This window comes from Leptospira fluminis (assembly GCF_004771275.1).
Classification (GTDB): domain Bacteria; phylum Spirochaetota; class Leptospiria; order Leptospirales; family Leptospiraceae; genus Leptospira_B; species Leptospira_B fluminis.
The window spans coordinates 249,616-270,817 of sequence record NZ_RQEV01000010.1 but is presented as its reverse complement, the minus strand read 5'-3'; the positions used below and the strand labels follow the sequence as shown (position 1 = coordinate 270,817).

General features: G+C 48.8%; 18 protein-coding genes. 7 read left to right on the top strand and 11 right to left on the bottom strand.

What is annotated here, in order from left to right; genetic code table 11:
* Window positions 1–38 precede the first annotated feature (38 nt).
* The 3 genes from EHO61_RS10085 to EHO61_RS10075 are packed head-to-tail and all read right to left on the bottom strand — an operon-like array spanning window position 39 to window position 3,097.
* Window positions 39–1,160 (bottom strand): 5-(carboxyamino)imidazole ribonucleotide synthase, encoded by a 1,122-nt coding sequence (locus tag EHO61_RS10085; protein WP_135813459.1) that lies wholly within the window; start codon window positions 1,158–1,160, stop codon window positions 39–41.
* The gene (gene purE, locus EHO61_RS10080) at window positions 1,157–1,645 is read right to left on the bottom strand and encodes a 5-(carboxyamino)imidazole ribonucleotide mutase (RefSeq protein ID WP_135813458.1); all 489 of its coding nucleotides are present in this window, start codon (window positions 1,643–1,645) and stop codon (window positions 1,157–1,159) included. The genes EHO61_RS10085 and purE overlap by 4 nt, the downstream gene beginning before the upstream one ends.
* A 48-nt stretch (window positions 1,646–1,693) precedes the next feature.
* Window positions 1,694–3,097: a UDP-N-acetylmuramoyl-tripeptide--D-alanyl-D-alanine ligase gene (locus tag EHO61_RS10075; protein WP_135813457.1), complete on the bottom strand. Its 1,404-nt coding sequence runs from the start codon at window positions 3,095–3,097 to the stop codon at window positions 1,694–1,696.
* 96 nt (window positions 3,098–3,193) lie between these two features.
* On the opposite strand from EHO61_RS10075, the gene EHO61_RS10070 reads away from it, so the two are divergent.
* Genes EHO61_RS10070 through EHO61_RS10050 form a run of 5 tightly spaced genes read left to right on the top strand, consistent with a single transcriptional unit; the run spans window position 3,194 to window position 8,132 of the window.
* Complete coding sequence (locus EHO61_RS10070; protein WP_135813456.1) at window positions 3,194–4,249, top strand: Gfo/Idh/MocA family protein; 1,056 nt, start codon at window positions 3,194–3,196, stop codon at window positions 4,247–4,249.
* A 5-nt stretch (window positions 4,250–4,254) separates the two neighbouring features.
* A complete protein-coding gene (locus tag EHO61_RS10065; RefSeq protein ID WP_135813455.1) occupies window positions 4,255–5,958 on the top strand; it encodes an ABC1 kinase family protein in 1,704 nt (567 codons plus the stop codon).
* Entirely contained in the window at window positions 5,955–6,512 is a 558-nt protein-coding gene (locus tag EHO61_RS10060; protein WP_135813454.1) for a lipoprotein signal peptidase, read from the top strand. The genes EHO61_RS10065 and EHO61_RS10060 overlap by 4 nt, the downstream gene beginning before the upstream one ends.
* Window positions 6,513–6,514: 2 nt before the next feature.
* Window positions 6,515–7,042 (top strand): cyclic nucleotide-binding domain-containing protein, encoded by a 528-nt coding sequence (locus EHO61_RS10055; RefSeq protein WP_135813453.1) that lies wholly within the window; start codon window positions 6,515–6,517, stop codon window positions 7,040–7,042.
* Window positions 7,035–8,132 carry an AI-2E family transporter gene (locus tag EHO61_RS10050; protein ID WP_135813452.1) on the top strand — a complete coding sequence of 366 codons (1,098 nt, stop codon included), beginning with the start codon at window positions 7,035–7,037 and terminating at the stop codon, window positions 8,130–8,132. The genes EHO61_RS10055 and EHO61_RS10050 overlap by 8 nt, the downstream gene beginning before the upstream one ends.
* 16 nt (window positions 8,133–8,148) lie before the next feature.
* On the opposite strand, the gene EHO61_RS10045 is transcribed toward EHO61_RS10050, so the two are convergent.
* The 5 genes from EHO61_RS10045 to EHO61_RS10025 form a co-directional block, all read right to left on the bottom strand.
* Complete coding sequence (locus EHO61_RS10045) at window positions 8,149–9,687, bottom strand: sodium:solute symporter family transporter (RefSeq protein WP_135813494.1); 1,539 nt, start codon at window positions 9,685–9,687, stop codon at window positions 8,149–8,151.
* Entirely contained in the window at window positions 9,687–10,001 is a 315-nt protein-coding gene (locus EHO61_RS10040) for a DUF485 domain-containing protein (RefSeq protein WP_135813451.1), read from the bottom strand. The genes EHO61_RS10045 and EHO61_RS10040 overlap by 1 nt, the downstream gene beginning before the upstream one ends.
* Window positions 10,002–10,107: 106 nt before the next feature.
* Window positions 10,108–11,328, bottom strand: a complete 1,221-nt coding sequence (locus EHO61_RS10035) for a hypothetical protein (protein ID WP_135813450.1) — start codon at window positions 11,326–11,328, stop codon at window positions 10,108–10,110.
* Window positions 11,329–11,465: 137 nt separating this feature from the next.
* Entirely contained in the window at window positions 11,466–12,182 is a 717-nt protein-coding gene (locus EHO61_RS10030; protein ID WP_135813449.1) for an amidohydrolase, read from the bottom strand.
* A gap of 20 nt (window positions 12,183–12,202) precedes the next feature.
* Window positions 12,203–14,023 (bottom strand): hypothetical protein, encoded by a 1,821-nt coding sequence (locus EHO61_RS10025; protein WP_135813448.1) that lies wholly within the window; start codon window positions 14,021–14,023, stop codon window positions 12,203–12,205.
* 114 nt (window positions 14,024–14,137) lie between these two features.
* Between EHO61_RS10025 and EHO61_RS10020 the strand changes: the two genes are divergently transcribed.
* Entirely contained in the window at window positions 14,138–14,500 is a 363-nt protein-coding gene (locus EHO61_RS10020; protein ID WP_135769046.1) for an STAS domain-containing protein, read from the top strand.
* A 34-nt stretch (window positions 14,501–14,534) separates the two neighbouring features.
* Window positions 14,535–15,290 carry an LA_1326/LA_4305 family lipoprotein gene (locus EHO61_RS10015; RefSeq protein WP_246032076.1) on the top strand — a complete coding sequence of 252 codons (756 nt, stop codon included), beginning with the start codon at window positions 14,535–14,537 and terminating at the stop codon, window positions 15,288–15,290.
* Window positions 15,291–15,352: 62 nt separating this feature from the next.
* Here EHO61_RS10015 and ileS read toward each other — a convergent pair whose 3' ends face one another.
* The 3 genes from ileS to purL are packed head-to-tail and all read right to left on the bottom strand — an operon-like array spanning window position 15,353 to window position 20,979.
* Entirely contained in the window at window positions 15,353–18,097 is a 2,745-nt protein-coding gene (ileS, locus tag EHO61_RS10010) for an isoleucine--tRNA ligase (RefSeq protein WP_135813447.1), read from the bottom strand.
* A gap of 6 nt (window positions 18,098–18,103) precedes the next feature.
* Entirely contained in the window at window positions 18,104–18,748 is a 645-nt protein-coding gene (locus tag EHO61_RS10005) for a leucine-rich repeat domain-containing protein (protein ID WP_135813446.1), read from the bottom strand.
* Window positions 18,745–20,979, bottom strand: a complete 2,235-nt coding sequence (gene purL / locus EHO61_RS10000; protein WP_135813445.1) for a phosphoribosylformylglycinamidine synthase subunit PurL — start codon at window positions 20,977–20,979, stop codon at window positions 18,745–18,747. Before purL ends, EHO61_RS10005 begins: the two co-directional genes overlap by 4 nt.
* Window positions 20,980–21,202: the final 223 nt, after the last annotated feature.

Here is a 21,202-nt window from a genome sequence, read left to right as displayed (position 1 = left end):
GTAAATGCCTTTGCGATTTATTAGACCCGGACATTTTCCTATTCGAAAGCGGACTCGGGCGCTTCTCCCGTAAAATTCCAATGACCCATTTTGCGGTCCTTTCTGGGGTCCGATTTTCCGTACAGGTGTAGCGTATATCTGGAATCGGAAAGATATTTCATCCATTTTTCGGACGTGGGTTCGTAATCCTGTCCGAGGATATTCTTCATGGAACTGGGAGAGGCCGGGTTTGAATCGGGCAGGGGAAGTCCGGTAAGAATGCGTACCTGCAATTCGAATTGGGAAATCCCGGCAGCGTCCTGGGAAAAATGACCCGAATTATGCGGGCGAGGTGCAAATTCGTTTAATATAAATACGTTACCCTTTACGAAAAATTCCAGCCCGAAGACACCCACGTAATTTATCCCTTCCGCCAAGCGGATCGCGGCTTCCTTCATTCCTTCGTTTACATTTTGGGAAAAACGCCCCGGATGGACGGTGAGATCGAGGATATGGTTCCTGTGAAAATTTTCGGAAGGGGGAAAGCAGAAGATTTTTCCTTCGATATTTCTCGCTAAGATCACGGAGGCTTCCTTTTCGAAGTCGAAATATTCCTCCAAGATAAGATCCAAGGGTCCGCATCCGATCGATTCTGCCCAGAATCGGAACTCCTCTTTACTCTTATACTTCGTCTGACCTTTTCCGTCGTAGCCGAAGGAAGAGGTTTTTAATATTGCCGGAAACTTACAAGCTTCCACGGCTGCTAACGCTTCCGATCGATTCGTGATCGGATAAAAGGCGACGGTGGGCAGACCTAATTTACGGAAGACGGATTTTTCACGGATCCTATGTTGAGCGATTCGAATGCACTCCGGGGACGGATAAACTCTGAGTCCGTTTTTCTCGGAAAATTTCTGGATCAGATTCAATTCGGCGTTCGGAATGTTTTCGAACTCGAAGGTCAACGCGTCTAAGCCTTCCAGGTATTTCAGTAAAGCGTCTTCGTCTTCGTAGGGAGCGACCGTTTCTTCGGCTCCGGCGAGAAACGCGGGACTATTTCGCTCCGGAGAGTAAACAGAAGTTCTATATCCCATCCGGATCGCTTCTTGGGCGAACATTCTTCCGAGCTGTCCGGAGCCCATGAGTCCTAGACGTGAAGGAGGCAATAGGATTTTATTCATGATAGAAGGTCGTTTTTAGATAAGGCTTCTTCCCGAAGTTTCGTGCGGTATTCTTCGAGCTTACGAGACAAGCTTTCGTCCCGCAACGCTAGAATTCTAGCGGCTAACAATCCGGCATTCTTCGCCCCGGCTGCCCCTATGGCAAGGGTTCCTACCGGAACTCCTCCGGGCATCTGCACGATGGAGAGTAAGCTATCCAATCCGTTCAATTGAGAGGATTTTACCGGAACTCCTAATACCGGAAGATCGGTAAGAGAAGCCACCATTCCGGGAAGATGGGCCGCGCCCCCTGCGCCTGCTATGATGATTTCGAATCCCTTGGACTTGGCCGTTTTCGCGAAGTCGACCATCAATTCGGGAGAACGATGGGCGGAGACGATTTCCTTATGACAAGGAACTCCCAACGCTTCGAGAACGAGGACCGATTCCTTCATCGTTTCCCAATCGGAATGGCTTCCCATAATGATCGCTACTTTCGGTTGCACGCTTGCAGGATCTTCGGGCGTCCTCGGTTTCGCAAGCCCGAAACCGATTTAAGAAGCCGAATTTAACGCTTCCACCACTCTCTCTAATTTCATTCCTCGGGAGGCTTTGACCAGTAGATAGGATCCTTGCGGAACCTCCCGCCGAATCGTTTCCAAAAGAGACTGGAAGCCTTCCTCATCCCCCGGAAATGCGGCGGTCTTTTTTGAGGCGTCCGTTTTTTTTCGAAACCCTTCCGAGAGAAATGCGGAATCCTTCCCGTAGGTAAAGACTCCTTTGCAGTTGGAGAGGCTCGCCGCGAATTTTCCGATTTCGGTGTGGAATTTTTTGGAGAAAGATCCTACTTCCTTCATGTCCCCCAAAACGGCGTAAAATCCTTCTCCGTTTGCCAATTGGGAACAGGCGCTCAAGGAGGAAAGCATTGATTCCCTGTTCGCATTGTAAGTGTCGTTTAGGATCCGATAGTTTCCTTCCTGCAAATCCAGTCTTTTGTCGCCCGCCTTGAAGTTTTTCAATCCGTCCACGATCCACTCCGACGGAATTTTCAATTCTTTTAATGCGGCAACGCAGAGGGAAAGATTGTCCAGCAATTTGATTCCGGGTAAATTCCAGTCCACCGTCCTTCCCGAAATTTCCAGTCTGAAACCTTCTTTTAACGTTTCCTGAATATTCAATTCTCGGAATCTATCTACGAACCTGCACTTGACTCCGTATCTTGCCGCCTTTTTGGTTAAGATCCTCTTGTATTCTTCCGATTTCGGGTAATATAGAATTCCGGATTTCGGCATTCCTTCCAGTATCTCGGCCTTGGCCTTGGCGATCCCTTTTCGGGAACCTAGATATTCTATGTGAGCCGTTCCGATTGTAGTCACTATCGCCAACTCCGGCCTGGCCATTTTGGACAACCTGGCGATCTCTCCTTTCGTGTTCATTCCCATTTCGCATATTACGAATCTGGTCTTCGATCCTATTTTGAACAGCGTAAACGGAACTCCGATTTCGTTGTTGTAATTCTTTTCGGTAACGACTAACGCCTCTCCCAAAGGGGACAGGCAGGAATTTAAGGTTTCCTTCGTGGTCGTCTTTCCGCTGGAACCGGTGACGGCGATCAGGACGGGATTGAATCTGGAACGATGAAAGGCGGCGAGTTTCCCCAATGCCGCCAAGGTGTCCTTGACAAAGATCGCTTTTTGTAGGTCCGATTCCGGGAGTTTTTGCAGGATCGGATGGTCTTGCTTGCACAAAAAGTAGGAGGCGCCGGAACGTAAAGCTTCGGGTATGAAGTCGTGCCCGTCTCGATTGCCTAGGAGAGGAACGAATAGGGAACCGGTCTCGCACAATCCGGAAGCGGTGGTGATGGATAGGATCTCCGGTTCCGGAACAAAGGAAAAAGAAGAAGGGGAAGAAAGAACCCTCCGGACGGTCTCCGGGTCGTATCTGAAATCGGCTCGCATAGATTACAGCTTTCCGAAGTACTGCCGGGCTAGGTAGCGGATTTTGGGAAAAAAAATCGGGTTGCGAAACCCGAAAAAACTCTTTCAGTATCCTCGATGCCGAAAGTGAAGACGGTTTTGATCGGACTGGGAAGGATCGCGAGTTCCCTCGAAACGGATCCTCTGAGGCAGAAGCCCTGCACTCATGCGGGCGTTCTTTTTAGTTCTTGGGGAAAGAAAAATTTCGAACTGATAGGTTCCATCGATCCGAACGAGGAAAAAAGACATTCCTTCCTCCGACAATGGAAAGTCTCGCCCCACCTATTGTTTTCCGATTGGGAAACGTTCTTTGCCCGCGGCAAAATTCCGGATCTGGTCATCGTTGCGACCCCTACAGAATCCCATTTCTTCGATTCCGCCGCCGCGATTCGTTCGGGGGTAAAGAACCTGCTTGTGGAGAAGCCGGTTTGCGAAACCTTTTTGCAAGCCAAGTCGTTGGATCGTCTGGCCCGAAAAAACGGGACGAGAATCTGGGTGAATCACGAGCGAAGGTACCATCCGAAATACGCCTGGGCAAAAGAGATTTTGGATTCCGGAAAGTACGGGGAAGTCCGGACGATCCGAGCTTCCGTATTGACTTCCACCGCGGCGCCGGGAAGGGCTTGGAAAGGGAGGACGGGACCGTTGTTCCATGACGGAACTCATGCGGTGGATCTGATCTATTGGTATTTGGGAAAACCGGACCGAGTTCGCTCCGGCATCCGCAGGAGAAAAGGGATCCCGGCGGAAGATAGGGCCGTTGCTCTTCTGGAATATGGATCGGGACCTGTGGTCTTTTTGGAGGCGGGCGGAAACAGGAAGTACTTTCAGTTCGAAATGGACATTATGACGGAATCGGCCAGGATCATTCTCTCCAACGATGGATTCCGGATGTTCGAATCCAAACCCTCCTCGAAATACAAAGGATTTAATAGTTTGACGGAAGTCTCGTTTCCCGAAAAATCTTCCTTCGGATCGAATCCCTTCGAGAATCTCTATGCGGAAATCCGATCCGTTCTTTCGAATAAATCGCAACGCATCACGGGTAGCCTCCGGGAAAATCTGGGAATCATGGAACTCCTGGATCGGATCAAAACCAAGGCGGATGTTAGAACGATTTCCGAGCCCGAATAGGATTTATGTCTAAGTCTTCCTCCACTCAAAACGGTTCCAATCTTCCGAAATACTCCGCGAAAGGAAGGTATTATAGAGGAAGTTGGTTTTTATGGAAAAAGATCTTCTCCCTTTTTTGGTACTACCGCTTCGGACGTTTTTTATTTCCTTCCTATAGAACCGAAGAAAAGGAAACGGAATTTTTTCGGAACCTGGGAGAGGAGTGCCGGGAATTCTTCCTGAAAATGGGAGGAGTGTACGTAAAGTTAGGACAATACCTTGCTAGCCTCTCCCATCTTTTTCCCGAAAGTTTTACGGAACCTCTGCAGGATCTACAGGATCGTGTGCCCCCCCATCCGTTCGCGGAAATCAAGGAAAGATTCAGAAAGGAATTCGGAAAGGATATTGCGGAAGTTTTTCCGGACATCTCCGAAGCGCCTCTCGCCTCGGCTTCCATCGCTCAAGTGCATTCCGCGAGTTATAAGGGAGAAAAGGTGGCCGTTAAGATACTCTATCCCGGCATAGAGGAGATCATCGCGAAGGACCTAAAGGCGATCCGAACGTTTTTGAAAAGAGTGAATCGTCTGCTTGTCTCCTTCGATTACAAAATCGTACATAAGGAAATCACGAAATTAGTCGGACGGGAAACGGATTTGCGTTTGGAAGCCGAGTCCATGGAAAGGATGTCCCGTTATTTTACGGAGGAACCGGATTACGTCTTTCCCAAGATCCATAAGGAGTGGAGCGGCAAGAGCGTTCTGACGGCGCAATTTATAGACGGGATCCGGATCACTCAGGTCGCCTCCCTTAAAAAAGGCCAGGCTAAATCCAGGCCGGTGGACCTTTTGATACGAGCTTATATTCTTATGGTGTTCGAATTCCGTTTTTATCATGCGGATCCTCATCCGGGAAACATGATTTATACTTCTGACGAAAAGTTATGCTTCATCGATTTCGGCGCGGTAGGAGAAATTCCTCCCAGCCAAGCGCTCGTGTTGCGTAGGATTTTTCTTTGTGCCATGTCCAAGGATTACGGAGGAGTGGTGGAAGGGCTCGACGAATTGGGGCTTCTTTCCCGCAAAGCGGACAGGGATAAGGTGGAGGAAGTCGTCAGGTATTCTCTGGAGAAATTATCCAAATTCCTTTCGGACACCGATTCTTTCCGGAATCTAAAGTTCGAGCAGATTCATACCCCCGAAGATTTGAAATTTCTAAAGGAGATCAATTCCAGTCTAAGGGGTCTGTTGAAGATGGTCCAGTTGCCCGTGACTTTGATCCCTTTAGAAAGAGTGCTGGGTCTTTTGGTGGGGATCACCGCCACTCTGGATCCGTACCGTACCGTTCTGGATTACGGAGAGAAGCCTTTTAAGAATCTGGTCCTGCAAGGTGAGAACAATTGGCAGAAGGTTCTCGTCCAGGAAGGAGGCATTTGGGGACAGGCCGTTTCTCTCCCTGGCGAACTTCTGCAAACCGTAAAGAATCTGAATCGTGGTAAGCAGGCTTATCGTCTTCCCGACCTGGAAGCGCATAGCAAAAGAATGTATTCTTTGGGTCACCAAGTCATCGCCACGGCGGCGATCCTATTCGGAATCCATTATGGAACGGAAAGAATGGATCGAGGGGACGAGCTCTCCGCGATGATCGGTTACGGCAGCTCCGTTTTCTTCGGAATCCTCCTTGCTCTTTCGCTCCTGAAAAATAAATTCAGCTCTAAAAGGAACCGTCAGTGAAATTTTTCGAAAAGAAATTCTTGGAAGTATATCCGCCGATATTCATCATTTCCGTTATTCTGGGAACAATCATAGACCTAGTCACTAAGTACATCGCCATTCTTTATCTTCACCCTCATTCGCCCGTGGAAGTACTCGGAAATTTCTTCCGTTTGACCTTGACCTTCAATACGGGTTTCGTGATGGGCTTTTTTCAAGGGTATCCTAGGACTTCCTTGGCGATGACAGCGATCGCCATCCTGGTTCTCATCGCCTATAGATGGAAGAACCCGGATCTGGGACATCCGGTAGGTTGGGCCTTGGTCATGTCCGGCGCTTTCGGAAATTTTATAGATAAATTTTTCGTAAAGGTGATCGGAGTCGGAGCAGAATTCGGATTCATCGAGAATCAATTCCTGGGAAGGTTCATCGGAGTGGTGGACTTTTTGGACTTCGACTGGCCGAATTGGCTACTCTACGAGCGCTGGCCGGCATTTAATTTCGCGGATTCCTGCGTAAGCGTAGGGTTGGTCCTGCTCATTTTTACCATGAAGCTCGAGGAGGATAAGAAGTAAGCGTGAATCCTCTCCAGCTCCCGATTTGGAAGAAATTACTAAAGAAGAAAGGGACCTCCAATCCCGAGATTATCCGATTTTTGAGAGAAACTTCCGTCTTCGGAAAAATGAAACGGAGAACCTTGACCGAAATCGCGAGGTTGGTGCACGTTAGAAAATACGTCGAAGGGGAGGAAATTTTCCGTCAAGGAGAAGCGGGGGCCGGCTTTTACCTGATCTTCGACGGTAAGGTGACCATTCGCTCGGTACGTGACGGAATCGAATTGGATCTGGCCCACCTGGACCAACATTCCTTTTTCGGAGAACTCTCTCTCTTTTCCGAGGAAAGGCGTACCGCTACGGCGATCGCCTCCGAGCCTTCCACATTGCTCGGTTTTTTTCAACCCGATCTGAAGGAAATCATCGAGACCAAACCGAAATTGGGGATAGAGATCCTTTTGAGTTTGACGGGTGTCATCGTAGAAAGGCTGCAAAAAACGAACCAGCTTTTGGAAAAGGCCTATTACAAGGGAAAACAAAAAAATGTCTGAGACAAGACCCTTATCGACCTACGTTATTCGAACGATCTTTTTTTTGTTGGTCGGATCGGCGATCGTATTTTTCGTATTGGGTCTCAAGCTTTTGATCGTTCCGATCGCTCTTTCCCTCATTCTATTCTATATATTTAACGGATCCGTGAATTACTTGGAAAGCTTGGGGATCCCCAGGTTGATCGGGGTCTCGGGACTGATGCTCGTGATCTGTATTCCGATCTATCTGATTGCGACCGAGGTTGCGCCTCCCATCGTTTCCACTCTCGAACCCTTGGTCAAAAATTGGAAACAGGATCTGGACGACGCAAAATTCAAGTATCTGGTGATCGGTTTCAAACTACAATTCAACGATTTTCCGGCCGGATGGGAGGAAACGATCCGACCGGAAGAGTTGATCCAAGGTGCCACCGATTTCGTACACAGGGAAGTTTCCGGTCTGGCCTCCGCCATCCCGACGCTGATAGGTTATCTGGTCATCACTCCTCTCTTCGCTTTTCTTTTTCTTTTGAACGGAAACGGAGTCTATAAGAATCTAGTAAGCTTAGTTCCGAATCGCTATTTCGAAATGACCATTATGGTCGCGGCGAATATCAACGAGCAGATCACGAATTATCTTAGAAGCCTAGTGATCCAGAGTGCCATCATAACCGTAGTTTCGATGATAGGCTTTTCTACGATCGGGCTCGGATACTTTTATATCTTCGCTCTTTTCGTGGGAATTGCGAATTCGATTCCTTATTTAGGACCGATCATCGGAGCGATTCCCCCCTTATTCATGACCGTAACCCACGGTCCCAGGATTTTTTACGGCGAAAATTGGATTACCCACGGGATGGGAATGTACGAATTAATGGGAGCCATTCTAATCGTGATTCTGATCGCTCAAGCGGTGGACAATTTCTTCGTTCAACCGGTTATCATTTCCGATGCGGTATCCTTGCATCCGATCATCGTAGTCGGAGCGGTAACCGTCGGCGGAACCTTGCTCGGGATCGCCGGGATGCTCGTCGCAGTACCTCTGGCGGCGATCCTAAAGGTTACGATCGCCACCCTGTACCGATCCATGAAGGATCACAATTTACTCTAGTTTTGCGGCGGACTTTCTACTCCGCCCCCACTCCTAGATATACCCTTACTTTTTCCGTTTCGTAAGCACTCTGGGCTTTCTTTTCGGGGAACCATTTGGAGAATACGAATGCGGTTAGAAAGGAAAGGGTCATGGAGAAGATCGCCGGGTTTTTATAGGGAAAGATCGGAGACGAGAATCCGAAGACTTCCACCCAAACGGTAGGACTGAGTATGATGAGCAGGCTCGCGGAAAGGGAGCCCGAAAGAATGGAAGCAACTCCGCCCGCGGTGCTGAAGTTCCTCCAAAGGATGGATAGGAACAAGGCCGGGAAATTTCCGCTGGCGGCGATCGCAAAGGCCAAGCCTACCATGAAAGCCACGTTCTGATCCTTAAATAGAATTCCTAAAAGGATCCCGAAAATCCCGAAGGCGACGGTAGCTCTACGCGCCACCGTAACCTGCTCCTCTTCCGTAGCTTTTCCTTCCCGGAACACGTTGAAATGTAGATCGTGGGAAATCGTGGAAGCTGCAGCCAGAGTCAATCCGGCGACTACCGCCAATATGGTCGCAAAAGCCACCGCCGCGATGAATCCTAAGAAGGGAGTTCCTCCCAAGAGTTCCGCCAAAAGTGCCGCAGCCATATTTCCTCCCTTGTCCACGGAGGCGATTTTGTCCTTTCCTATCAGAACCGCCGCGGCAAATCCCACGATCGGAATGATGATGTAAAAGTAACCGATGAACGTGGTAGCGTAAGCCACCGATTTTCGGGCCTCTTTCGCGTCGGGAACCGTATAAAAGCGCATTAGAATATGCGGAAGTCCTAATAATCCGAACATGAGAGCCAATCCGAGAGAGATGGCGTCCAAAGGATTCGAAACCAATCCTCCCGGTTCCAAAGCGGACCGACCGTACGTATTTTCCACCGCTCCGTATAAGTCCGAGAGGTTGAAGCCGAATTTAGCTAGAGCGAGCAAGGCTAAAAGGGTCACTCCGAAAAGTAGCAGAGCCGCTTTTACGATTTGTACCCAAGTGGTGGCGATCATTCCTCCGAAGAGAACGTATAGCAGCATGACTCCTCCGACCAGAACCACGGCGGATTCGTAGGAAATGCCGAACATCAGGTTGATGAGTTTTCCCGAACCTACGATTTGGGCGATGGAGTAGGTGAGGGTGACCAGGATTCCTCCTATGGAAGCGGAGATTCGAATCGGCTTTTGTCGAAGCCGAAAAGCCAAAACGTCCGCGAACGTGTACTTGCCAAGATTGCGGAGCGGTTCCGCGATGAGAAACATCAGCGCCGGCCATCCGACCAGCCAACCCACCGCGTAAATGATGCCGTCGTAACCTTTTAACGCGACCATGCCCGAGATTCCCAAAAAGGAAGCCGCGGACATATAATCTCCGGACAGCGCCAATCCGTTTTGGAATCCGGTGATGTTTCTCCCGGCCGCATAGAATTCGCTGGAAGTTTTGGTCTTCTTGGCGGCCCAATACGTGATCCCTAAAGTCAAAAGAACGAAGACGAGAAAGAATGCGACCGATATAAAATTAGGTTGTCCTAATGTGGATTCCATCATTTTTCCCCTTCTTTTTCCAGAGTGTTCTTAAGGCTTTCGATCCTCTTGTCGTAAAAGGCGTTTCCCCAATACACGTAAATTAAGGTCAGGAACCAGGAAATCACGATGACCAAGGCGCCGGCAAGAAGGCCGAAATTCGCGGATGCTCCGATCCGTTCCGTCAACCATTCCTTTTTAAAAGCGATTGCGAGTATAAAGCCGTAGTAATTCGCGAAAAGGAACGCCAAAAGTATGAAGCTCACTGTCCATCTGGATCGTACCAGTTTTTTGAATTCCGGAGATTCGATCAGTTGATGAGGTTTTAATTTCATCCTTCCCCCTGTCAGAGCAATCGAGAATCCTAGAGACTCTTGCTTTCTTCGCAAGGAGAAAAAGCGGGGAGCCGGAAAATCCCGATAAAACGAGGAAGATTCCGAATCAGCTTCCGGTTTTTCGGAACTTTTTGTACAACCCGGCGAACGACCTTTTGGCGTCCCCTATAGCGAGCAAAAAGGACAGGTACCAGAAAGGTTCCAACTCGAACCTCATCCGGTTGGCTTCGAACGGATCCACAAAGGAATACAGAAAGGTCAAGGCCGCTATGTGCAAAAAAACGATCCGGAATCGGAAGGAAGCCCTAAAAAAGCGAAATAGATTCAATATTAATAATAAAGGATAGACGAATCTATAAAGATTCCCGTCGAATCCTCCCCTAGGCCCAGAGGAAAACCAATCTAGTCCCGGGTATTTTCGAAGCGCCTCCGGTAAGGCGTCGAATAAGGGATTTATAAAAGGATAATTCGACGGACTGCTCAGGTATATTTTGAATCCCAAGCGGACGGATTTCAGATTTTCCCTTACGTCGAAGGTTTGAAGGAACCGTTTCATGAACTCTTTGGAAATTCGGACGAATTCCGCGTTATGGTAGTCTTGGCCGTTCAAGCAAACCCTGTCGGAATACCGATCCGAAAGAGGATCCGGTTCGGATATCACCCCACGATAAACGGAAAGAGGGAGTTGGAACGCTTCCACCGGTCTACCTTCGGAGGTCTCTATCCGGATCTGTCTGGATCTGGCCAAGTTCATACCTAACCAAGAAGAGGCGGAGAAGTTGTCGAAGAGATACAGATTTTTCAAATAAAGAATTCCCGGTAGAGACAGAGTAAATAACGCCAAAAGCACCGTTTTGCGGGAAAGCCTCCTTCTACCGTACCAAGCCGACCAACAGATCCAAAAGAAAGCCAAGCCGAGATGCCATGAGGGTCGGATCGCGGCAGTCAGGGAAATAATCGCGGAGGTACAAAGGAATCTGCGGTTTTCCTTTCGGATCCCCCAAAGGCAGTACAGTAGTACGATGGACAAAAAGAAGAGGTACGTGGAATAGAAAGGATATCGGAAGAACGCGAAAACGAGAGGATTCAAGAGAAAGATTCCGGTCCATAGGGTCGCGGAGGGAATTCGTAATCTTTGCAACGTAATTCGGAAAAGAACACAGGCGACGGAATGCAATAGGGGAAGGATCCAAGCGTATACCTTATAAGGATCGCCTCCCCCGATATGAGCCGCGGCGGAATGCAAAAGAGGAAGAACGGGACTGGTCCCGTGCAAATCTACGAGCGCTTGTAAAGGACGGTCGTACCAACAATCTCTGGAAGGCATATGCCAATAGCCGTCTATGGCAAGTATCGGAAATCCAAAAAATCCCAATACGGTATGAACGAATAGTACGAACCCAGGAAGTAGATACTCGGAAATCCGGAAAAAAAAAGACCTTTGCGAGGTTCGGAACAATGCTTTTAAAACAGGCCGTTGATTCCGTTGATATTTACGGTCTTTATGATTTCCTTGTCGTTTTCTGACTCGGCGACCTTCCATGCGACTCCGGTAGGAGTGGACAAGAGGCTACGACCGATCTTTTTCCTGCCGAACGGCGACCCATGACCGGAAGATCTGAGCAGATACAATCCGTATTTTGAGGACAGGTCCGCGTATCTTTTAAGATCTTCGGAATACGAAATTCCGTTTTCGGGAACCGCATCCAGATGAAAGGCTAAGTTGATGTTCTCGGATTGTAGGCGTTCGAATCTTTGAGCGTCGCCGATTTCCTTTCCGACGAATACGCCGAAACGGAACCCGCCTAAGATCAGCACCTCTTCTCCAGCGCCGGGTAGGGCGGGAGAATCCTCTTCGCTTAATATTTTGACGTCATACCAATCGATCAGTACCACATTTTGAACGATCGGCACGGAAAGTCTCAATTTTCCGGAATCGTCCTTTCGAAACATGCACCCGCCTAGGATGGCTCCCTTATAGACTTCGGAAACGGCCAACAGTTCGTCGCTGAAACTTTTGGAACGCGAGGAAAGAGATTCGGGAGAAGCGGTTCCTCCTCCGGGGAAGTACATCGGTAGAATTAGGAAATCCGATTTTTCCTTGGAAAGTTTGGAGCGTTGGTCGGGAGAGATAGGTTGGGAAAGTTCTTTTTGAAATAGGGTGATCTTAACGGAAGCCACGAGTTACCTGTGATCCTAGTTTAATCGGAGAGTATGGAGGGATCTACGCCGAAATTGTCGTCGGTTTCTTTGGAGCCTGCACTCGAATCCATCAGTTCCGTCTCCGCCTGTTCGTTGTTTGCTTTGATGCCGAATTCTTTTTCCATCTCTTCCGCGTTCATTTCCGGAACTCCACCGAAGAGGTCTCCGTTTTCCAAACGCTCGGCTAGCGCCAGCGCATAGCAGTAAGCTTCCATAATGCACTGCTTGATGGGTTTTTTATTCAGACGTTTTTTCGCCTCCATTAGATCGAAGGTCATCAAGTCGTCCATATTAGTGACGACTTCTTTTTTTCCCTTCATGTCGGCGATGAGTTTTCCCAGAAGATCGGAGCCTTTCTGTAAGAACTCCTTCACCGTCACGCGGACATTTCGGGACTGCTGGCTTTTCTTCGTTTCCAAGGCGGAGGTTTTCTTGGAGGATTCTATGTAATTTCCACCGGGATTTTTCAGATGGGAATCCAGCTCTTTATGATATTGGTCGTAAATTCGGAACTGTTCCTGGATGCCGCGAGTGGTTTCGTAAAGATCGATCAGTTTTTCCCGAAAATCCATTTTGGCTCCGCCTACGATGGTGGGCTTCAAATCGATCTTCTTGGTGGTCATTACGAAAGAATACTCCTCGTCGAATTCCCGAAAGAATAGCCAGGAAAGAAAAGCCTTGTCTGCGGAAGCGATCCGATCGTAATCCCCTCGGGGATCGTGCTTTTTCCGCAACTGATCCAAGGATAAGGACCTCATCAGTTTTAAGCCGTATTTCAATTCCTTACTGAGGGAATCTTCCGGATCCGGGATCTCCTCAGCAGGGGCGTCTTCCTGCTCTTCCTCTTCCTCGTGGGCTCCGCCGGAGATTTCGTCCAATTCTTCTCCGGGTTGTCTTTGGCCCAACTTCTCTTCCGGCAGAATTCCGAGCACATCTTCCATGAAGGAGCTGATCAAAGGGATATTCTTATTTTCATTGCGAAGAACGGCTAAGTAGAGTTTGTCGAAGAGCGTTCCGTAGAGGATATCGAATTCCTGAAGAGCCCGTTTTCGTTTCGTATTGTATACCGTGGAAGGTTTTCCTTCCAACTTTTCGAGGGCTTGGTAGCCCATCGTCACCGCCTTTACGTAAGAGCCTTGGAACGGATAGATATAATAGAGTTTTTTAAACAAAGAATAAAGAGGTTGTTGTACTCGCGAAATAGCCAAGGGCATATCCGGAGCCGCGTTATGCGCTTCCAGAAGCTGGTTTAACTCCACATTGTCATAGACCTTGTGCATTCGACCTAAAAGTTCTATATACAGCGGATTTTGGGCATCCAATTCTTTGGCGATTTTCGGGGCATAGGCCGGGTTTCCCAAGAGATCGTTCCCGACGAAGTTCATTTCCAGAATCGCTTTTTTACCCGCTATATTCAATTCCGACAAAAATCCCGGGAGAAGTTCGCCGGAGGAAAAAGGGGTTACGCGGGAAATCCAACACTTGAACTTAACGGCCATACGATTGAAGAAATTCCCCATTTCCGCTTCGATGGCTTTGCGGTCCCGGATCGGATTCTGTTTAGCGGTCGCTTTAGGGGGAGCGGTCGGAGAGGGTCTGGAAGAGGATCCTCTGGGATCCTTACCGCCGGCTTGGCTTCTTGCACCTTGTCTGACTTGCGGTTGCTCCCTCTGTTTTTTGGAGGCTTCTTCTCTTTTTTTGTCCTTTTCCGATACGACTTTTCCGCCGGCCGATTGGAATTTATCGAACATCTCCCTTCTGGCTTTGTCGTCCAGATTATTTACACCGATACTTTTTTTGGTTTTGTCGAATTCGGACATGATTTGGATTCCCGATGGACCGCTTTAATAGTATCCTGGCCGCCGTTAGGAAATAAATCAACTAAGATACTTATTTCTTGACATACTTGGATTTCCGATGCCTGTTATTTTTCCATGATTCTCAAAAGTCTAGTCCGGGACAACCACCTCGTCCTTTCGGTCCAGGAGGATATCCTTATGGATAATTCCCGGGACTTTTATGTGGAATTTGAGGAGAGCGTCCGGAACGGATACCCTGAGATCATTAGTTTTCATTTGGGATTAGTAAAATTCATCGACTCTTCCGGTATAGGGATTATCATCAAAGTCCGGAACCAGATCCGAGACAAAAACGGGGTCGTTAACATCTTCGGATTAAATAAGTCGCTGCATTCCGTTTTTCGGCTTTCCGGGCTGGATCGGATCGTAAATCTTTACACAATGGAAGAATTTCTGGAAAAATATCCGAACTTTTCGGATTTTCTCAAGACGAACTGAAACTCTTCCGATTCCACTTCTTTCCTATATACAGATGAAACAAAGAATCCCCGTAATTTTCCTGCAATATTTCCGGTCGAAGTCCCGGCTTCTTCCTCTTTTATTTCTGGCGTCCTCGATCGTCGGAATTTCGGGATGCTACCCGTACTCCAATCGGGAAGTCGTGTTTCGTTCCGAAGGAATCGCTTTATTCAAAATCGAATCCAAGGACCTGAGCGACTTCTATAAGTTCACTAAAATCTCAACCTTGGAACATCCCATTCTGTTGGATCAAACCAAGGTGAAGGATTATTTCGGGAACCTAAGATATTCCAAGCGGACGGCCATCGGATATTTTTCCGATTTTGTTTTTTCCGACCACGAACTGGATCTTCTCTCCCGGGATCTTCCGTTCGCTTTAAAAGCGCTTCCCAAGGATAGGCTCCTCGTGCTGGTTTCCAAGTACGATGACACTCAATCCGTGATTTCTTACGACGAGCTGACCACTTGCATTCTATGGGCGGCGGATTCCCGGCTCAATGTTCTCTTCGGCCGGATCAAACGGGAGCTCGTGGACAAGGACCAGACTTTGGAATTCAACCGTTGGACTCGGATTGAAGAGATACAATTGGCCCAATCCACGGACGGAACGGAAATCGTGGAAGCGGAGAATTTCGATTTCGGCCTTGTCGGAGGGGTTCCACAGCGCAAATGGGTCGTGTTCGATCTGAAGAATCCTACCAAATATAAGTTCCAACCCCGAAAACAGTACGGCCCGGTCAAGCTAACCGACGAAAACGACAGACCCTGATCGGAATCTGGCTTTTTTAAATTAGTAAAAGAGAAAATTCTAATTTTCTCTTCGAGATAAACTTAAATACGGATCGCCTCGGAGCATCGGGCACAAAGTCCGTCTTGTCGCGGTTCCGCAGGACGTCTCCAACAACGGGGGCACTCGTCCTCCGTAGGTTTGACGATCCTGACTCGGAAGCCGAAATCGTCGTGCTCCGCCAGAACTTCCCGGTCCGTGGAATCGAAACGAACTTGGGAAACCGTGAAGATCAGTTCCAGTTCCGCCGGAGAAAACCGGTTTTTCAATTCTCCGATTTCGGATCCGGCTAGCTCGACGGCGCCTTCCAGTGATTTTCCTAATTTGCCCGCTTGGCGCGCCATTTCAAGAGCTTTGTGCACGCTTTCTCTCGCTTCCAAGGTTCGGATAAACTTGGATTCCAGTTCCGAATTTTTCCAAGAGCTAACGTTCGGAAAATTTTCCAAAAAGACGGAATCGGTTTTTCTGTTTTCCTTCCATACTTCTTCGGAAGTAAAGCTCAAGATCGGTGCGGAATAGATGCAAAGAGTTTCCAGAATCATCTGCAGAACGGTACAAGAGGAGCGTCTGGAACGGGAATCCCGACGGTCGCAATACATACGATCCCGAATCATCTCGAAGTAATCCTGGGAAAGGGAAACCGTACAGAACAAAAGAAGTTTTTGATATACTTGGTGGAATTGGTAGGACTCGTAATAGGATTTGAGCTCCTCGGCTAGATCCGCCAACTTGGACAGGTAATACGCGTCCACTTCCTCAAGGTCCGCGATAGGAAGGTTCTGTTCCCGGGTATGACCCGAAAGATTTCCCAAAAGGTAACGGAAGGTATTTCTGATTTTGCGGTAATTGTCCGCGATGGTTTTGAGACCATCTTTTCCTACCCGGACATCGTCCCTGAAATCCTGGGAGCTCACCCAGAGCCTAAGTATGTCGGCACCGTAGACGTTTATGATATCCTTGGTCGGGTCGATTCCGTTGCCCAATGATTTGGACATGGCTCGGCCCTGATCGTCCAGAACGTATCCGTGAGTAAGTACGGATTTGTACGGGGGAATCCCTCTGAGAGCCATCGAGGGCCAGAGGCTTGATTGGAACCATCCCCGGTGTTGGTCGGAGCCTTCCAGATACAGATCCGCGGGGGGCTCGGAGCTTCGTTCGCTTAATACTGCAAAGTTAGACACACCGGAGTCGAACCAGACGTCCAGAATATCGCCGCCTTTTTTAAACGAGGAAGAGCCGCATTTTTCGCATTTGCTTCCGGGAGGGAGGAGAGAGGCAGCGGGCTCCGTGTACCAGATTTCTATCCCTCTTTTGCGTACCAAATCCGTAAAAAAGCGGACGGATTCCGGGTTTAAGTGCGTCTCTCCGCAGGATTCGCAGGTAAAGGCCGGAATAGGAACTCCCCAATTCCGCTGGCGGGAAAGGCACCAGTCCGGCCTCGTCTCTACCATGGAGCGGATGCGACTGATTCCCCAGTTCGGAATCCAACGGACTTTGTCGATGGCATCGAGGGATTTTTCCCGAAGTTCTTTGGTATCTATTTTAAAAAACCATTGTGGAGTCGCGCGGAAAATGAGGGGCTTCTTACTCCTCCAGCTATGAGGATAGCTGTGTTCGAATTCGGAATAATGCAGGAGGTACCCTTTCTCTTTCAGGAGTTCCACGATTTTAGGATTTGCGTCCCAAACCTTGGTTCCTTTCATCATCGGAAATTCGTCCGTGTATTTTCCGTAATCGTCCACGGGAGAATACGGCTCCAATCCCGCAGCCAGACCCACTCTATAGTCGTCCTGCCCGTGTCCGGGAGCGGTATGTACCGCTCCTGTTCCAGCGTCCAAGGTGACATGTTCGCCGAAGAGCGGAATGGATTCCCGATCCAGGAAAGGGTGCAGGAACTTCATCGATTCCAACTCTTGGAGACTGACAGACTCGGACTTTTCTAGTTTTACACCGGTGGCTTTTTCGACGGCTTCCTTTAATCCGTCCGCGATCAACAAAGATTCTCCTTCCTGAGTTTTGTAGAACGAATAGGAAAATCTAGGATTAAAGCTGATGGCTAAATTTGCGGGAAGGGTCCAAGGTGTGGTGGTCCATATCAAGGAGTAGGAACCTTTCTTTCCCTGCACCGGAAATTTCACGTAAATGGACGGAGAGACATGGGGATGATACTCGATTTCCGCTTCGGCGTGCGCGGTAGCGAGTTCGATACACCAATAAACGGGTTTTTTTCCGCGGTACACATATCCTTTTTCGAACAAGGAGCCGAAGACTTCCACGATCTTGGCTTCGAATTCTGGACTCATAGTTTTATAGATACGACCCTGTTCCCAAAAACACAAGAAGCGGGATAAGTCCTGGCCTTGCTTGACTACGAATTCTTCGGCATATTGACGGCAAAGTTTTCTGAGTTCTTCCGGCCCGGTTTCTTTCGCTTTTTTGCCCAGATTTTTCAGAACCTGAACCTCTATGGGCAGACCGTGGCAATCCCAACCCGGAATCATATCCGTATAGAATCCGGACATAGCCTTGGACTTAACGATCATATCCTTTAGGATCTTGTTCAGCGCATGGCCCGTATGGAAATTTCCGTTTGCGTAAGGAGGCCCGTCGTGCAGTACGAATTGCGGATCGTTTTTCCTCTTCTCCTTCATTCTGTGGAAGATTTTTCCTTCTTCCCATTTTTTGATCTGTTCCGGTTCGCGAGTGGAAAGTCCGGCTTTCATCGGAAAGTCGGTCTGGGGAAGGATGACTGTGTCGGAGTAGGGGTTCTTCTTCTCTTCTTCTTTCATGGATTCTTAAAATTCGATGCGTATTTTCGGTAATGTTTTGCGGGCGATTTCGACGTCTGCGGTCCTAAGCCCCGTATTCTTCAGGATTAAAACCCTGAGCTTCGGGTGATCCGCCAAAACGCCGATGTTTTTCGGGAGGGAAACGATTTTTAGATTCTTGGAAATATCCAGGATTTCCAAACGGTGTAAGCGACTAAGGGTCGTTATATCCTCTTCCCCCCATTTTAATTTATTTTGATCCAAGTACAACGCCTCTACGGGAAGATCCGTCAATTCTTCCGGAATTTTTTCGAAGTCGTTGTTTCCAGCCAGGAAGATCCGGAGCGCGGCGAGTTTTCGGAAGGAAGGTGGGAGAAGATTCAGGTCGTTCCCATACACGTTCAGATACTCCAGTTTGTTCCAATCTCCCGAATTTTCGGGTAGACTGCGGAGAAGGTTCAGTCGGAGATCCAGCCATTTCAGATTCGGGAAGCGGAAAAGAACATCGGGAACGACTCCTAATTTTCCGAGACCTAAATCCAGTTTTTCCACGGTTTCCGGATGTTTCGCCGCATCCGCTAATAGTTTTTCCGCCGATTTTTTGCAAGCGCCGGATAGCAAAAGAGAGAATATTAAAAAAGTATAAAAAAGGAAAGTTCCCGCTTTTTTCATCGGAAGACCTCCGCCAGTCCGGATTCGTATTCGGAAGAAAGTTCCGACAGGGGAACTTCCAGATGAAAGTCCTCTATCGCAAGTTTCGGCTCGGAGACGGTTTCGCCGATTTTATGGAATTCGAGACCGCTTGCCGAAACTTCCCGGGAGATTTCCGCCTCCGATCCGATTTCGTATCCGATCAGTACGGACGCAGCCGTTTCTCCGAAGAGAGTCAGGTCCGTCCTATTTTTTTTCAGGGCTCCTAAATTTGCACGAATGCCTAATCCGGAAAAGATCGCCGTCTTGGCCAGCGCAACCGCGATCCCTCCGAGAGATAGATCCCGAGCGGAGACAACCTTGGAGTTTTTCGCAAACGAAACTAAAAGAGCGATCAGGGATTTTTCGTCGGAAAGGTCCAATTCCGGCATCTTGCCTTCCACCTTTTTCAGGAAAACCTTTTGGAATTCGCTTCCTCCGAGAGAAGGGCGAAACCTTCCGACCAACGCCAATCGGATTCCCGGTTTTACCGGATAATTCCGGATGCCTTTTCGTTTATCCTCCAGAATTCCCACCATACCGATCGTAGGAGTCGGGAAAATGGGACCTTCGGGGGATTCGTTATAAAAGGAAACGTTTCCTCCGGTTACGGGGACTTCCAGAAAACGGCAAGCGTCCCCCATTCCGCGGATACATTCGGAAAACATATAGTAATTTTCCGGAATATAAGGATTTGCAAAATTCAGATTGTTCGTCACTCCGAAGGGAGAGGCGCCCGTAACCGCTACGTTCCTTGCGGATTCGCAGACCGCAAACATCGCTCCCTTGTAAGGGTCCAGATATACGTATCTGGAATTGCAGTCCGTTGCGGTTGCCAGCGCACGATTCGTATCGGAGATGGCGGAGAGTCCTCCGTCGAATCCGGGTCCTATCAGTTTGACCAATCCCACTTCCGTATCGTATTGTTCGATGATCGGTCGTCTAGAGGATAGGTTCCAGCTTCCGATCAGTTTTTTTAGCGCACCGGAAATTTCCGTTCCTTCTTTCAGGTCCTGAGAGGATTCCGGAACCCAGGTCGATACTCTGTCTAGGTATTCCGGGCGTCTCGTTTCCCTGACGTAACGAGGAGCTCCTCCGCCCAGTACGAGTGACTCTGCCGGAATTTTTGCCTTCAACTTTCCGTCCTTGTAAACTTCAAGAAGGCCCGATTCGGTGACTTCCCCGATTTGGACGGCATTTAGATTCCATTTTTTGAATATAGAAATCAGCTCCTCTTCTTTCCCTTTGATCGGGATCACGAGCATTCTTTCCTGGCTTTCGGAGAGCATGGCTTCGTACGCGTTCATTCCGGTTTCCCGGAAGGGGACAAGATCCAGATTGATTCTCATCCCTGTCTTGCCTTTCGCGCTCATTTCGGAGGTAGCGCAAGAGATTCCTGCCGCCCCCATGTCCTGGATTCCCACAAGGAGCTTCTTTTGGATCGCTTCCAAAGACGCTTCCATCAATAGCTTTTCCATGAAAGGATCTCCGACTTGGACCGCGGATCTTTTGGATTCGGATTCCTTGGTTAAATCCTTGGAGGCAAAGGAAGCCCCGTGGATCCCGTCCCGCCCGGTCGTGGATCCTACGATGAATACTGCGTTGCCTACCTTTCCTCCGGTGGTGGCGCTCGCCATTTGGTCGTGACGGACGATTCCGACGGTCATAGCGTTCACGAGAGGATTTTTGGAAAAACATTCGTCTATGAAAAGTTCTCCGCCCGAAACGGCGATACCTAGAGAGTTGCCGTAATCGCCGATTCCTTTTACAGCGCGGGAGAGAAGATATTTATTTCTGGGTTGGTCCGGATTTCCGAATCGCAAAGAGTTCAAGGATACGATGGGCCTGGCTCCCATCGTAAAGATGTCCCTCATGATCCCGCCTACTCCTGTGGCTGCGCCTTGGTAAGGCTCGACCGCGGTGGGATGGTTGTGGCTCTCTATCTTGAATACTACGGCCAATCCATCCCCTATGTCCATTGCGCCCGCGTTTTCCTCTCCCGCTTGGGCCAAGAGTTTATCCGATTTGGTAGGAAGGGTTTTTAACTGTAGAATGGAATTTTTATACGAACAATGCTCGGACCACATGGCCGAGAAGATTCCGAGTTCAGTAGAATTGGGAACTCTTCCCAATATTTCTTGTATCTTGGCGAATTCATCCGCAGTGAGTCCGTGCTCCAGGGCATCTTCGAGGGAAACGGCTTCTTTTTCCATTACGGGACCAGTTTTTCCCGCTCAACGTCCCAGGGAAACTAGAATTAGGAGTTTTGGCGGTTCGTAACAGGGGTAGGGCGAACGATGGTACGGATCGACGGTTGGGAAGAGAGGTTTGCGCGGGAGCGCATGGATCGTTTACCAAGAAAGCCTTTCGAGTTTGTCCGCTACGATGTTCGTCTTTGGAACGATCCTGTTTTAATCCTTAATTTTACTTGTGTGG